General features: G+C 47.1%; 16 protein-coding genes, 1 pseudogene and 1 riboswitch. Of the genes and pseudogenes, 11 read left to right on the top strand and 6 right to left on the bottom strand.

The window, feature by feature from the left end; all coding sequences use genetic code 11:
• Positions 1-911 precede the first annotated feature (911 nt).
• Complete coding sequence (locus FB479_RS23705; protein WP_142066920.1) at positions 912-1,493, bottom strand: DUF3238 domain-containing protein; 582 nt, start codon at positions 1,491-1,493, stop codon at positions 912-914.
• A 352-nt stretch (positions 1,494-1,845) separates the two neighbouring features.
• On the opposite strand from FB479_RS23705, the gene FB479_RS23700 reads away from it, so the two are divergent.
• Positions 1,846-2,295, top strand: coding sequence for a hypothetical protein (locus FB479_RS23700; RefSeq protein WP_232030070.1), 450 nt, complete (start codon positions 1,846-1,848; stop codon positions 2,293-2,295).
• Between the two features lie 378 nt (positions 2,296-2,673).
• On the opposite strand, the gene FB479_RS23695 is transcribed toward FB479_RS23700, so the two are convergent.
• Together FB479_RS23695 and sspK are read right to left on the bottom strand one after the other, a co-directional pair.
• Complete coding sequence (locus FB479_RS23695; RefSeq protein ID WP_106654144.1) at positions 2,674-3,027, bottom strand: RNA polymerase subunit sigma-24; 354 nt, start codon at positions 3,025-3,027, stop codon at positions 2,674-2,676.
• 599 nt (positions 3,028-3,626) lie between these two features.
• Complete coding sequence (gene sspK / locus FB479_RS23690) at positions 3,627-3,758, bottom strand: small acid-soluble spore protein K (protein WP_088910784.1); 132 nt, start codon at positions 3,756-3,758, stop codon at positions 3,627-3,629.
• 97 nt (positions 3,759-3,855) lie between these two features.
• On the opposite strand from sspK, the gene FB479_RS23685 reads away from it, so the two are divergent.
• Genes FB479_RS23685 through FB479_RS30620 form a run of 3 tightly spaced genes read left to right on the top strand, consistent with a single transcriptional unit; the run spans position 3,856 to position 4,503 of the window.
• Positions 3,856-4,131 carry a DUF3886 domain-containing protein gene (locus FB479_RS23685; protein ID WP_106654145.1) on the top strand — a complete coding sequence of 92 codons (276 nt, stop codon included), beginning with the start codon at positions 3,856-3,858 and terminating at the stop codon, positions 4,129-4,131.
• A complete protein-coding gene (locus tag FB479_RS30625; protein WP_007724729.1) occupies positions 4,131-4,277 on the top strand; it encodes a hypothetical protein in 147 nt (48 codons plus the stop codon). Before FB479_RS23685 ends, FB479_RS30625 begins: the two co-directional genes overlap by 1 nt.
• Positions 4,278-4,326: 49 nt before the next feature.
• Positions 4,327-4,503: a hypothetical protein gene (locus tag FB479_RS30620; protein WP_164724524.1), complete on the top strand. Its 177-nt coding sequence runs from the start codon at positions 4,327-4,329 to the stop codon at positions 4,501-4,503.
• Positions 4,504-4,563: 60 nt separating this feature from the next.
• Here FB479_RS30620 and FB479_RS23680 read toward each other — a convergent pair whose 3' ends face one another.
• The 3 genes from FB479_RS23680 to FB479_RS23670 are packed head-to-tail and all read right to left on the bottom strand — an operon-like array spanning position 4,564 to position 7,771.
• Positions 4,564-5,751 (bottom strand): ABC transporter permease, encoded by a 1,188-nt coding sequence (locus FB479_RS23680; protein ID WP_106654146.1) that lies wholly within the window; start codon positions 5,749-5,751, stop codon positions 4,564-4,566.
• Entirely contained in the window at positions 5,748-6,467 is a 720-nt protein-coding gene (locus tag FB479_RS23675) for an ABC transporter ATP-binding protein (protein ID WP_047073491.1), read from the bottom strand. The genes FB479_RS23680 and FB479_RS23675 overlap by 4 nt, the downstream gene beginning before the upstream one ends.
• Positions 6,468-6,493: 26 nt before the next feature.
• Positions 6,494-7,771 carry an efflux RND transporter periplasmic adaptor subunit gene (locus tag FB479_RS23670; protein WP_142066919.1) on the bottom strand — a complete coding sequence of 426 codons (1,278 nt, stop codon included), beginning with the start codon at positions 7,769-7,771 and terminating at the stop codon, positions 6,494-6,496.
• A gap of 210 nt (positions 7,772-7,981) precedes the next feature.
• Here FB479_RS23670 and FB479_RS23665 point away from each other — a divergent pair.
• From FB479_RS23665 to FB479_RS23635, 7 genes and pseudogenes are all read left to right on the top strand, one after another.
• A pseudogene (locus FB479_RS23665) lies at positions 7,982-9,331 on the top strand (glucose-6-phosphate isomerase); the annotation flags it as partial.
• Positions 9,326-9,571 (top strand): excisionase family DNA-binding protein, encoded by a 246-nt coding sequence (locus tag FB479_RS31300; protein WP_318533228.1) that lies wholly within the window; start codon positions 9,326-9,328, stop codon positions 9,569-9,571. The pseudogene FB479_RS23665 and the gene FB479_RS31300, both read left to right, overlap by 6 nt.
• Positions 9,572-9,635: 64 nt before the next feature.
• A riboswitch (TPP riboswitch) is annotated at positions 9,636-9,752 on the top strand.
• Between the two features lie 638 nt (positions 9,753-10,390).
• Positions 10,391-11,494, top strand: a complete 1,104-nt coding sequence (gene thiO, locus FB479_RS23655) for a glycine oxidase ThiO (protein WP_142066917.1) — start codon at positions 10,391-10,393, stop codon at positions 11,492-11,494.
• 88 nt (positions 11,495-11,582) lie between these two features.
• Positions 11,583-12,383, top strand: coding sequence for a hypothetical protein (locus FB479_RS23650; RefSeq protein WP_142066916.1), 801 nt, complete (start codon positions 11,583-11,585; stop codon positions 12,381-12,383).
• Between the two features lie 151 nt (positions 12,384-12,534).
• Positions 12,535-12,933 carry a YugN-like family protein gene (locus FB479_RS23645; protein WP_142066915.1) on the top strand — a complete coding sequence of 133 codons (399 nt, stop codon included), beginning with the start codon at positions 12,535-12,537 and terminating at the stop codon, positions 12,931-12,933.
• Between the two features lie 96 nt (positions 12,934-13,029).
• The gene (locus FB479_RS23640) at positions 13,030-13,479 is read left to right on the top strand and encodes an NUDIX domain-containing protein (protein WP_142066914.1); all 450 of its coding nucleotides are present in this window, start codon (positions 13,030-13,032) and stop codon (positions 13,477-13,479) included.
• Positions 13,480-13,576: 97 nt separating this feature from the next.
• A complete protein-coding gene (locus FB479_RS23635; RefSeq protein ID WP_088910792.1) occupies positions 13,577-14,374 on the top strand; it encodes an NAD kinase in 798 nt (265 codons plus the stop codon).
• The last annotated feature ends 17 nt before the right edge of the window (positions 14,375-14,391 follow it).

Below are 14,391 nucleotides of genomic sequence, written 5' to 3'. Positions count from 1 at the left end.
AGTCTTCACGACACGCGCAAAGTTTCTCTCAGTCGATTGCATAAGCAATCGGCTTTTTGTAAACAGGGGTAGCACCAGCAGAGCGCGAAAAAACCACGTTAACGATTGTGTTGCATTGTGAAATACCATCTTGAGGCTAAATTGTATTGCTGGTACCCGTATCTATACTTGTTGGCCCGGTGAGGCTAGCGTACCTCACCGTTTTTTATTGTGGTCCGCTAATATCGTTACGTACTTCGTTTAGATAGTTCTCTGTGTACACCATTTGGGAGCTACTCAAGTTCTTGGGAGTCTTTCTCTTTTTTCTTTTGTTGATCTGGTCATAAATTACACCAAATACGATCAAGCCACCAACAATGGTTAATAAAAACGCCCACATTGGCATAAAAATCCCTCCCCCCACGCGATGCTCGCTTTATATATTAGACTCATTTTTCTCGAATATGTTTCTCCTTACCCTCGTCCAATTAGGGAGACCGCCAACATAATGCAGATTTTTTACGCGCCCGTCCGGCCCGCAAAAAATTTTCAGGCCTCTTTTTGGCTAGTTATTGCAATGCTGCTTGTCGCCAAAAGGCTGGAGAATGCAAAAAACCCTCCATTTTGGAGGGCCTACGACTTAACTTCTTGCCAGTTAGATTCTAATTTTTTCCGAAGTAACGCTAAATATTTCCGTTTATATTTATTTACTCCTTGTTGAGATATACCCAAATGCTGTGCGACTATTTCTTCTGGAACTTCATTAATCACTACTTGCTCAATAATGAATCTTGCTTTAGATCGAAGGGGATCTAACATTTCTTCTACATACAATTTAGAATTTACGGAAGACTATACCGAAAGGTACGTACGGTGTTATAGAAAGTCGGCTATCCATTAGTTGGATAGCCGACTTTCCGATTCTCTGAACTTTATTTTGAAAAATTCACTTCAACATCCATTGGATCAACCAAATGTCCAAGTGTCTTCTTATAGAATCTATAAAGTTCTACTGAAGTCCCTTTATCAATTCGTTTATAAATCTCGTGATTAGGGAAACCATCGTGTCTTCCATTAAAACTTACACGTCCAGTTTTTCTATCAACAGAAATGTTGTACTCCCAGTCAATCGCAGGGGAAAGTTCCGGCAAAGCAGAATTTCCAGCCGAACCTTTGATATATAGGGACGCAGTCGTTGGGGTTAAAACTGTATTCTTATATGTGATATCCTTGTCGCTTGTCAACGGATATTCTTTAATATATTCATTTCCGGTTGCCCTATTTTCAATTTTCGTTCTAGTTGGTCCCACCGCTTTGTATACGTCAATTGTGGAAGTATTCCAATTAATCACAATGTGTTGAGCCATTTTAAATAGCTTATTATTATTTTCCGTCCAGTAGGTAAAATCACGGTTGTTTCCTTCACCATAATAATTGTTATAAGGATCAGCACTAACTAATAACCATTCTTCAGGGATAAACGCTGCTACACGCAATTCTACAATGTTTGCCATTTATATCCATCTCCTATAGGAATTATAAGATGAATGATAAGGGCGCATAACATAAAGGTCGCCCAACCTTAATGCTATGTTGATATCAATCACCTTCACCAATATAGGTAATCAGGATTGGTTTTCTACAACCGAACGTTAAACTTTTTGATAAAGGTCCTTCAATTAAAGGAATCTCGGTCATTTATGCCACGACATCGAAAATCTCAGAATAGGTCAAATCAATTTGATAATATGTGGAATTTATTGAAAAATAATAATAATATTGAAACTAATTCACTTGGGGGAGGGAGCGACCATTTGTATTAAAGTGCGCTTTACGTTAGTAGGTCTTATTTACGGTTTGGTGACTATGTTTTTTTTGAGTTTTATCATTTCTTTTCTCGGAGATTTCGCAGCTGGCGGCATGTCGGTTGGGGGAGCATCGTTTGGGGGATGGTTATGGTTTTTTGCGACATCCCTATTTCCTGTCTCTGTTATTTCTGGTATTTCAGGTTACTTCCAGGCATTCAGGAACATTCGCCTATGGGTATATTGGGTTTTATGTGCTTTTCTAGGTTTTATAATCCCCCTTTTCATGGGGTCAGTTGGTGCTACGCTGATGCTTATTTTAGAGTATGGCTTTGAGCGTGTAATGACCCCGTCAACAGAGATTACAGCGAATGATATCATGCATGACTATTTTAAATTAGCACCCCTATATGCCCTGATAGTACTACCAGTTACGACACCCTTTTTGGCTCTTTGGCTTAAAGGAATGCAAGCTTTTCTAACCTATGTTGAAAATAAGTGGAAAAAGTGACGCAAAAGTTTCTTAGCGTAGGAAAAAGTGGCTTGTTTGATTGGTAAAATCTCTTAGCGTGGGTTTTATGTCATTTGGTTGGCAGTCGCCCAAACAAGAGCCTCAACTTTTTAGTTGGGGCTCTTGTTATAAATTAGATCGTGAACGGGTTCTTTTTTGATGGAGTGACCAATCATCTGAACGGCTCTAATGGGGTAAATTTCGATTTTTCAATGACTAGCCAACACTACACCTAGAATAAAAACGCATAAAAGGGCCTTTGTAGCTCGTTTGGTAAGGTGTTTAAACATAACCGGTCAAAGGGATTTAGCCTGATCAAGACGTTAATCGGCCTATTCGTGTATAAAAAATTAAAAAAAACCCTCCAAAATGGAGGGCCTACGACTTAACTGCTTGCGGGTTAGATTCTAACTTTTTTCGAAGTATCCCTAAATATTTCCGTTTGTATTTGTTTACGCCTTGTTGAGATATGCCTAAATGCTGTGCAACTATTTCTTCTGGAACTCCATTGATCACTACTTGCTCAATAATAAATCTTGCTTTATCTGGAAGGGAATTCAACATTTCTTCTAAGTGTAACTTAGAATCTACAGAAGACATTTGATTCTGCCCACAGATATTTTCTATGATCGGAAGCTCTCGGGCGGAAATCTTCTTTGTTTGATACTGCAACCGCCAAGCAATCCTTCTTAAAATTTTTCTACACTTCTCAATTAATAACTCATCATTCATGCTTTTCACCCTCCCACCTTATAGGTAAAAAAAGAAGGTAAAAAACAACTGTTTTACATAAAATATTCCATCTTCAAACGCCATTTCATCGCGTTTTCGTATCATACTTAGGAGTTTTCTCTTAGGGGATTTTTTTAGGGCATTGGTTGTAGAAAGACCTTATTTTTTCTCCTATATGTTATGAAAGCAACAAAGTGATACATTACGAAGTCGCTTTTAATAGGTATTATGTTAACTAACGCCCGAACTCTCAAATTCGGGCGTTTTTGGCCGTTTTCCGCGATTATGGGATAAGAACCTCAAAAATACCGTAGTCCAGCCTTATTATGTTCAAAGGACTTTTTTACGATTTGATGGAGAGCATTCATAGGTTTTTGTTTTAGCACTGCGGAAATGTCATTGCTGATGTATTTTCGATTTCCTATTCTGAGCCCTTCTTTGTTTAATTTTTCCGCAACCAAAGAAACGTTCCCTACTGTTTCTGCACTTCCAAATATTGATTTTGTTTCATACTCATGAGATTACACTTCCTCTAGACTCATTACACTTTAGAAAGAGTAAAAATCGCCGGGCATAATAGCTGCCCGGCGGTTTTTTTGTTAGCGGTTTTCTTTTAGCCTTTCTTGTGGTTCACTATTAATGGAGCCGTTAGAGCGGACAGCCTCGGATTGGGCTTTGGGTCCTCGGATTTCAGCGGTTTTTCCAAAATCTTTTTCTTTGTTGCGAACCATGTGATGTCCTCCTCTTTGTGAAAGATGAAGATAGTATGACCCGGATGGGGCCAGAGAATGAGGACAGAATGAGGATAGGGAAAGGGTGGCAATTCAAATGGCGAAAAAACAACGAAAACCACAACAGCGTCAAGCAGTGACAACAGCTACGACAGACGCGAAAAGCGGATTGAACAGTTTGAAGGATATGCTGAATGCAGATGCACTCGGAGCACTCAAGCAGCTTGAAAAAGACATGAAGACAGAAGGCGAGCGCAAAGCGAAGGAAGCTGCCGAACAAAAGCGCCGGGAGCAGGAAGAACGCGAGCGCAACAAGAGCTTTGCTGAGCTTTTGGATGATTACGAGAAAAAAGGCGGAGGCAAGTACAGCTAATGCGAGATGGACGGCAAACAGACCGACCGGATACTTCCAAAAACGGTTTGATGAAAAAGCGTCAACAAGATATCAAGGACGAGTCCATCAAGGAACGGGGCCGGATGGTCCTCGGTCGATTGGGCAAAAAGGACCCGAAGAAGTGATTTTTTCCTTCTCTTCCCCATATAGCTAAAGAGTGAGGGGAGGGAGGTCATGGGGACAATCCTGCTCCTGTTTAGCCTCTTGTGCGTGGCAGTGGGTACCTGGAAGTTAATCGGGATCTACAAGGCCCAAAAGGCTGACAGCAAGCCGCTCTGGTGGACAGTCGCGAGCGTCGGGATTGCGCTTTTTTTTGTTTTGAAGCTGGTAACTGATACGTTGCCAACATAAACAAGCACCTGTAGCCAGAGAGCTTACAGGTGCTTGTTTTTTCAAAAAGGCAACGCCCACTTATTCGTAACGCAGTGCTTCGATTGGATCGAGCTTGGCTGCCTTGTTGGCCGGGTAGAGGCCAAAGAAAATACCGATGGCACTGGAGAAGCCGAATGCGATAAATACGCTGTTCCAGGACATAAGCGGCGGCAGCTGTGCAAAATAGGCGATGATCGAAGCGATACCAAGACCGAACAACACCCCGATCAATCCACCGATTAAGCAGACGATGACTGATTCAATCAAAAACTGAATCAAGATATCTCGTCGGCGTGCCCCTAATGCTTTGCGAATCCCGATTTCGCGCGTGCGCTCTGTTACGGATACGAGCATGATATTCATAACGCCGACACCGCCAACCACGAGGGAGATACCTGCGATGATACTAAAGATTAGCGTCAAGGTGCCCGTCATTTGATTAAACTGGTCCATTGATTCTTGCATGCTGCGAACTCTGTAATGGTCTTCCTTTTGATGCTTGCGGCTCAAGTACTGTTTGACCTGCTGCATGGCTGGGTCGACAGAAGCTTTGTCGATTGCTTTACCCATGATCATTTGGACGGAAGGCTCTTCCTGCAGGCTCATTTCGTAACGGATGGGAATAATGGCTCCATAGCTGGTTGCCATATCAAACTTGAATTTCTCTTCCGTGTACGTCCCGATTACGACGAGAGATTGATTTCCCCAGCGAACACGCTGACCAATCGGGCTCATTTGACCGAACAGCTTTTGAGCAAGAGCTTCCTCCAGAACGATGACAGCGCGTTGTTCTTTGTCATCTATCTCGTTGAAAAGTCGCCCTTTTGCCACTTTCAATGTTGATTGCATCGAAAAATAATCAGCAGTGGAGGCAGTGAGGTTGACGCGCTCTTCTTTTTTCGGACCCTTCAAATCAATCGTACTGGAGTTGTAAGGTACGATGTATTCGATGGCAGGACTAATCCTGCCGAGTACCTCCGTATCTTCCACGGTCATATCTTCTGAGGCTATCTCTTCTTTTGTCTCCCAGTTGATGAAGACATTAAACGTGTTTTGCCCGAACTTTTCCATCTCTTCGTTGATGGCTCTCTGTCCGCCTTCACCGAGTGCCGTAACGACAATGACCGATGTAATCCCGATGATGATCCCGAGCATGGTCAAGATCGAGCGCATTTTGTTCGCCCAGATACCCTCCACGGCGGTGTTAAAGCTTTCCATAAAATTCATGTGACAATCACCTCGTCAGACGGCTTGGAGAATATTCGCTCCGTAACCTTTTCATCGCGAATGATCACGCCATCCTTGAAAGTCACAATCCGCTCAGCGTGCTGGGCGATGTCTAATTCGTGGGTAACGAGAATGATCGTAACGCCCTGCGCATGCAGCTCCTGAAACATGGCCATGATTTCGACCCCGGAGCGGCTGTCCAGATTTCCCGTCGGTTCATCTGCCAACAGAATGGCAGGCTTATTGACCAGTGCTCTGGCAATTGCTACACGCTGTTTTTGACCACCGGACAGCTGGGTTGGTTTATGGTCCATGCGCTCAGCCAATCCCACTCTTTTGAGTGCTTCTGTAGCCCGTTTGCGCCGTTCTGAGCGGCTGACATTCGCGTACATCATCGGCAGCTCTACATTGTGCAAGGAGGTAGAGCGGGCGAGCAGATTAAATGATTGGAACACAAAGCCGATCTTTTGGTTGCGAACGACGGCTAGCTCCGTATCCTTCAGGCTGCTGACCTCAATGCCGTCTAGCATGTACGAACCCGAATCAGGACGATCCAGACAGCCCAGCATGTTCATAAACGTCGATTTCCCTGATCCTGATGGCCCCATGATGGCAACGAATTCGCCTTGTTCCACCAGCAGAGAGACACCTTTTAAGATGGGCAGTACGGTATCACCCGTCTTGTATGCTTTCGTCAAGCCTTCTACATGAAGCATCGTCGGCTGACCTCCTTCTTTACGTGTTACATACCCATTGGTGCGCCGCCGCCAGTCATCGGCATGACAGGTGCTCCTTCAGTCAGGGATTCGACAGGGCCTAAAATCACTTGCTCATCGCCGGTAAGTCCAGACTTGACGTGAGTGAACAACTCATTTTCCATACCGGTATCGACCTTTTGCTTTTTCGCAACACCATTAGCAGATACCCAGACAAAGGTACTGCCGTCAGCATCTTGCTGCACAGCTTCGATTGGCACTTGCATGGCATTATCGATTTTTTCGACGGAGATGTTGATGTCCACATGGAAGCCAGGCTTCAAAGCAGATACATCTCCAGATGGCTTGAGGGTGACTTTGACGCGTGTTTTTTCACCTTGCCCCGACTTGGTGGCAGTAGTGGTCGCGGTTGGAGAGATGCGAGCTACTTCCGCATTCAGCTTTTTCTTTCCGAGCGTCACGCCTTCAATCGTGGCAGATTGACCGATTTTGAGCTTGTTGACATCGGATTCGTTGATGTCTGCTTCAATCAACAGATTGTTCAGATTGGCAAGGGTCAAAATTTCTGTTCCCTTGTTGACGTATTGACCGTTATCCGCTGCAACGCCAATGACGGTTCCATCCATAGGTGCTACGACGACGCTTTGGACACGTTCTTTATTCAGCTGTGCTTTTTCTACATTCAGCTTGTTGATTTGGGCTTGCTGAGCAGCAATGTCTTCCTTGCGTGGCCCCTTTTGCTTGAGAGCGAGCTGTTGATTGGCGACATTCAGCGTAGATAGAGCGCTATCCATTTGTGATTTCAACTTGTCCAGTTCTTGCTGAGTAGAAGCGCCAGAAGTGAATAATTGATTCATTCGATCATATTCTCGCTTTGCCGCATCGTATTCACGCTGGGCTTGGGAGACACGTTCTTGGTCTTGTGCGACTTCTTCGGGTTCGTTGCCGATTTGTGCCTTGGCGAGGTTGGCTTTGGCCAATTCCATTTGCGCTTCCAGCTCGAGGATTCGGCTATCGACATCGGACGTGTCGATTTTCGCAATCACTTGTCCCTTTTTCACCTTGTCGCCTTCCTTGACGACAAACTCGCGTAAGGTTCCTGTGACGTTGGCGTACTGTTTGAGCTTGTCTTCTACGGTGACGAGCCCTGATGTCAAAACCTTGCTTTCCAAAGCTGATTTCGTTGGTGCGCCGATGTTGACAGGCATTCCCATAGCTTGTTGCGATCCCATCATAGAAAACGCAACGCCCCCGATGCCCAGGAGGACTACGACGGAACCGATGATCCACCATCGTTTTTTCATGTTCATTCTCCTTGCTTTGGTAAGAACCATATTATTTCATTGCTCGAAAGGTTTTTACGGTAGTACTGGAAAAAGGTAACATGAAATGCCGAGTGTTCACATTTTGGACATAATTAAGTGCATTTTGATACGTTTTGTCGGAAAGTTCTTTGCCGCCAATTGCCGTGATATCATAGAAAGAGATGAGATGACGTTCCTCGGAGGGGAGCTATGAACAAAACGATTCGTTTTGATTACGCCAACGCTCGAGCCTTTGTCAAACAGCATGAGTGGGAGCAGCTTTCTCCAGCGATCGAAATTGCGCATCAAATGCTTCATTCAAGGACTGGACCAGGCAAGGATTATCTTGGGTGGGTCGATTGGCCGGAACAATACGACCGGGATGAGTATGAGCGAATTCGCCAAGCGTCAGCACGGATTCAATCGAATTCGGATGTGCTTCTGGTGATTGGCATCGGAGGCTCGTATCTAGGGGCAAAAGCGGTGCTTGACATTTTGGGCCACAGCTTCTACAATTTGCTGCCGAAGTCCAAGCGGCGTTTTCCAGAGATTTATTTTGTGGGCAACAATATCAGTCCGATTTATATCTCTCATCTGATGGACGTATTAGAAGGAAAAAATGTGTCCGTCAACGTCATCTCAAAATCGGGCACGACGACAGAGCCAGCTATCGCGTTTCGACTTTTTCGGGAATGGCTGGAAAAGAAATACGGACGTGAAGAGGCCAAAAAACGAATCTACATTACGACCGATAAACAACGGGGCGCCCTGAAAAAGCTGGCGGATGACGAGGGCTATGAGTGCTTTGTCATTCCGGATGATATCGGTGGGCGGTATTCAGTCCTGACCGCGGTAGGATTGTTGCCGATCGCGGTAAGCGGGGCGAACATGGATGCACTCATGCAAGGGGCAAGGGATGCACGCGAACGTTACATGGTCATGGATTTGCGTGATAATCCGTGCTATCAGTATGCGGCGATTCGCAATGCACTCTATCGAAAAGGCAAGACAGTAGAGCTGTTGGTCAGCTATGAACCGCAGTTTCGCTACTTTGCGGAGTGGTGGAAGCAGCTCTTCGGGGAATCGGAGGGCAAGGATGGCAAAGGAATTTTTCCGGCTTCTGCCGAGTTTTCAACAGACTTGCATTCGTTGGGCCAATACATACAGGACGGTATGAGGCATTTGTTTGAGACCGTTGTGTCTGTGACGAAGCCCGCTGTGGATTTGACTGTTCAGGAGGACCCCGCTGACGTCGACGGATTGAATTTTTTGACCGGAAAACGAATGGGGTATGTCAATAAAAAGGCTTTCGAGGGAACGGTGCTGGCCCATGTGGACGGCGGCGTACCGAATCTGCTTGTGGAAATACCGGAGGCGACAGCTTACTATCTCGGCGGACTGATTTACTTTTTTGAAAAGGCATGCGGAATCAGCGGCTATTTGCTGGGCGTCAATCCGTTTGATCAGCCAGGGGTGGAGGCGTACAAAGCCAATATGTTTGCCTTGCTGGGCAAGCCGGGCTACGAGCGGCAGAAAGCGGAACTGGAGGCTAGATTGCGCGAGAATAAGACGTATTTGACCGTTGAGGAGACAGCCGCCTATTTGGAGCTTCCCGAGACGTTTATTATGGAAAAAATCAAGCAGGGGCGCATCCGTGCTGTCCATGACGGCAATGAGTACATCATCAACAAAGAGCAATTCAATCATCATCTGGAGGAAATTCGCAAGCTTCGGGAGTTCGAGGATGCTGCACGTCATGACCCGATTCCAGAGAGCTACGATGTGAAGGATGAGGATTAACCAGCGGACGTGCTTGTCAGATGGTTGCAAACAGGACTATACTTACAAAGGAATATGATAATGAACAAGCAACTTGGGGAGTCCTTCATGCGGGGCTGAGAGGATGGAAGCAATCGACCATCGACCCATTGCACCTGATCCGGATCATGCTGGCGCAGGGATACGGTTGCCGGCAGACAGCGCTTTTGGCTTATTGTTATCTATGCGTATGTAGCCCACCTTTTCCTGCTATTGGAATTGGTGGGCTTTTTATTATGAGGTGGACATGTGGCTGTAGTGGAGAGAAGAATATTTCCAGTCTAGGCTCCAGGCTCCGTCCTGCTGGGGGCTGGGACTGCCCGCTCCGGAGGGATTCGCGGGGAAACGCAAAAGTGGTAGCCGCTTCGTAGCATGGGCACGTTGCGTTTCTGTTGCCCGCGAATCCCTTCTCCGCTCAGTAGGACTCCACAAGTCGCTACGTCTGGAAATATTCTTCTCTGGCGTAACTGATTGCGTTCTTCATTAATTAAAAATCTTTAGGAATCGGATAACACGAAAAGCTCGTAGAGGAAACAGGAGAACTAAGCGAAGATCTTAGGGACACCGACCGAGACGGAATGCAAAAAGCGAAACACGCTCTTAAGCGTCCACCTCTGCAACACATCCTTGAAGATACCACTTTGGACGCGGTTTCGCTTTTTGCATGGAGTCGTGCAGTCAATCCCACAGGGGGTGGCCCTAGAAGCTGAGCGTTTTCTCCTGTTTGCTCCACGCCGCAACAGCAACGTACGAGTCGTTTTTTATTAGACATAATTGCAACTTAGTGAGGAGAGAAAAAAGATGAGTGATTGTCTGGTAGTGGGTGGAGGAATCATCGGATTGAGCTTGGCATATGAGCTGTCACGGCGCGGGGTGAGCGTTACCTTGGTCGAGCAGGGCGAATGGGGAGGGCAGGCGTCTTCCGCTGCGGCCGGAATGCTTGCTCCTTTGAAGGAATTCACGGCACCTGGATCCATGCTCGACTTGGGCATGGAGTCACTTGCGCTATACCCGGAATGGGCAGCTGAGCTGGAGGAATTGACTGGTGGAGATGTACAGCTAAGCCTGGATGGGTTGCTGACCGTCGCGTTACATGAGGAAGAAGTCCAACAGCTCACAGACAAGTACCGTTGGCAAAAAGAAGCGGGACATGCTGTGCAATGGCTCTCGAATACAGCGCAAGTGAAAGAGGTAGAGCCGCTTCTGACCGATCAAGTGCAAGCGGCCATCTATTCGCCGTACGAAGGACACATCAACAATCGAATGCTTCTTCACGCCTTGGCTACGGCTTGCCAATTGCAAGGAGTAAAGCTGTTATCTGGCTGTGTGGTGAGCGGCATTGCGGTCAAAGGCGGAAAAGTGATCGGAATCGAGACTTCTACAGGGTCACTGCGTGCCGCACAGACGGTGATTTCCTCGGGAGCGTGGGTTGGAATGATGCTGGAGATGCTTGGTGTTTCCGTGCCGATTCGCCCTGTACGTGGACAGATTGCGGCCGTCTCGTCCGTGGGCATTCCGTTGCGAACAGTGATTTTTGGAACGACAGGCTACATCACTCCGAAAAAGGATGGAAAAATTGTCATTGGTGCGACTGAGGATGAGAGTGGCTTCCAACGGGACGTCACAATGGCGGGGTTAGCCAGTATCCTGCAAGGGACCATGCCGTATGTTCCTGCGCTACACTCTGCTACCTTTCTGGAGGCTTGGGGTGGACTTCGACCTGCGACACAAGATGGCAAGCCACTCTTGGGCCCCGTTCCTGGCTGGGAAGGACTGTCGATTGCAGGTGGACATTTTCGCAATGGTATCCTGCTTTCTCCCGTCACTGCTAAATCGATGGCGGACTTTGTGGAAAAAGGGGAGACGGAGCGCCTTTTGCCATTTTTACCTGCCCGCTTTCTGTAAATTGGGCTAGTCTCGCCTAGATTCCGGTAACCTCCCCATGGGCACTTGTATATGGTAATAAAGAAACACCAGAAGGGGAGGAGTTTCCATGCAGTCTGATTCTCAAAAAAACCTGTATCAGGCTGACATTCAATTTGTCAGCCTGTTAAAGGATATGCGAGAAAATGTGCACAACATCTGCAAGGAGCACGTGGAGAAAAAAGTGCGCATCGAAGCAATTGACGGGCAAGTGTTTGAAGGCGTCATTGTCGATTATGATGATCAGAACGTATACGTAGAAGTTGTAGACGAGGATGCGGAGGAAGAAGATTTCCAGGAGTATGGTTATGAAGACTATGAGGACTACAACCCTTATCATGTGATGGAGGTAGCTAGTCGTCAACCGTATGGAGGATGGGGACAATATCCTGATTATTACTACCAGTATGTGAGCTACAATCCGTATGCAGGCTATCCTCCCTATGGCGATCTCAGTCCTTATGGCGGCAACAATCCATTCTATCCGCAGGTAAGTCCCTATGGCGATGAGTACAATCCATACAATCAGATCAGTCCTTTTGGCAGTTCCAACAACGCACGGGTTAGCCCGTATAGCAGCAGCAACCGTCCCGCACCCCAAGTCAGCCCATATAGCAGCAGTAATCGTCCCGCGCCCCAAGTCAGTCCGTATAGCGAGCAGAAGCCGCAGGTAAGTCCTTGGGAGCAAAATCTATCGCCATTTCCACCATTCCCGCCGTATCCGCCATTTTTTTGTCCGCCGCCGCCACCACCCCCACCGCCATATGTTTTGCCAAAAGTTCAAGGGAGAAGAAGACGCAAAAAATGCCGGAACGGACGTAAAATCATTCCACTGGCGCTCTATACACTCCTGACGATTGTCTTGATTTAATGGTGGGGAATTTACAAGCCTCTCAAGGCCATCACGGCTTAAGAGGCTTGCTGCTTTTTGTAGATGTGAGAGTACAACCTCGTCTTTTGTCACACACTACGAACAAAACGGTGGACGTTTCTCACAGAATAAATAAAGGCAGGGATTGAAGATGAAAGAAATAAACAGCAGCTTGCCAGGCACGCGGGCGACATTTGGCTATTTTCGTGAAGCGCTTCAGCCGCATTTTACATTATCCAACTGGGATTATGAGCAAGGGTACTTCGACCGGGCGCTGGATGATAAAAATACGGTCTTTTTGCGCTTGCCTGTAAAAGTATTGCAAGGCGAGCTCGACAGCCCGGATGCATGGCTGGAACTCGGGCGGCCGTTTGTGATCCGACATGTGTACCAGACTGGGGTAGAGGAAGATATCGGCTACACGGAGGCGCTCGCTTCGGGTTTGATGAATCAGTTTCAGGAGCCGGTAGACAAGGACGCGCAGGTTGATTCGAGGTGGATTCGAAAAGCAGAGGCGGTTGTCAAAGAGCTGGAGAATCGCCTCGCGTGAGACAGGCCGTTGATAGGCCTGTTTTTTTCTTGTTCATGGCAGGGAAAATATAGGTGGCTAAAGAATGGTAGCACATGGAAAAAGCGAGGTGGAAATATGGCCTGGTACCATGCAGTGGCGAAATGGTATTGGAAAATCCGCAAGCCTCTCACCTTAGGTGTTCGTGTCATTGTAACGGATGAAGAAAAGGGAGTCTTGTTAATTCGGCATACGTATGTCCATGGCTGGTATTTGCCGGGAGGAGGGGTAGAGCGAGGAGAGTCGTTTGGGGATGCTGCTCGCAGGGAGTTGTGGGAGGAGTGCGGAATGCGAGTGGACGGACTTACCCTCTGCCATCTTTTTTACAGTGAGCGGGAAGGGAAACGAGACCACATTGCCTTGTATCATGTCGACCTCACACCTGGCCAAGAATTGAATAAGGATGACAAAGAAGTAGCGGAAATGCGCTTTTTCGCATGGGATGAGCTTCCTCGGGAAATATCACCAGCTACAGAGAGACGTTTATCTCAATTTCGCAAGCAGTCTTTTCAGAGTGACCGCTGGTGACACGTGTTATGCAAGTCGATTTTTCCTATGGTATAGTGAGAACAAACAACAGAGCGTATATGACCGCTTGTAAGGATAAAAGTGAGGGCAGACCAGCATGAAGATTGCGACTGTACTGCGAAATGACGATTATACACGAGAAGTGGAACAAGCATTAAAAGAAAAGCTGCATGCAGCCAATAGCCCGTTTACCTTTGTGAAGGGACCAGGTGAGCAACCGGATATGGTGTTGTCCATTGGGGGAGACGGGACACTTTTGGAGGCCGTGCATCAATACGGGATCGAGCCGTCTTATGTAGGGATTCATACGGGACATCTCGGCTTCTATGCGGACTGGCGTCCCGAGGAGCTGGACGAATTCGTTGAGCGTCTGATGAACGATGAGCCTCTGATCGCGGAATACCCGACGGTCCAATGCAGAATCAGCACAAGAGATGGAAAGCAGTACGAAAAGTGGGCGTTGAATGAAATGGTTTTGCGTAACGCGAATCTGTCTACGTTGGTGTCATGCGTCTATATAAATGGCGATGAGCTGGAGACGTTTCGCGGCGACGGCTTGATTGTTTCATCACCGTCAGGAAGTACCGCCTACAACAAGGCGGTGGATGGAGCGATTGTTCACCCGTCCATTGAGGCGATTCAGTTGTCCGAGATCGCTTCGATCAATAACCAAGCATATCGGACGATCAACAGCTCGCTCGTATTGCCGAAGCATCATGAAGTAGAGCTGATCGTCATGAATCCCGAGATTATGATCGGCTTGGATCGCGAACAGGCAGTATGGAGAGATGTGTGTTCCATTCGTTGCCGAGTGGGACCTGACAAAGTGAAATTCGCCCGCTACAAGCGACTGACATTTTGGGGGCGGGTTCGCAATTCGTTTATATCCGGATAGAGAAAGCGTTGGGGAGG

Source organism: Brevibacillus sp. AG162, from assembly GCF_006715575.1.
Classification (GTDB): Bacteria; Bacillota; Bacilli; order Brevibacillales; family Brevibacillaceae; genus Brevibacillus; species Brevibacillus brevis.
The sequence above is the reverse complement of the archived record's forward strand: the minus strand, read 5'-3'. Positions and strand labels throughout refer to the sequence as shown.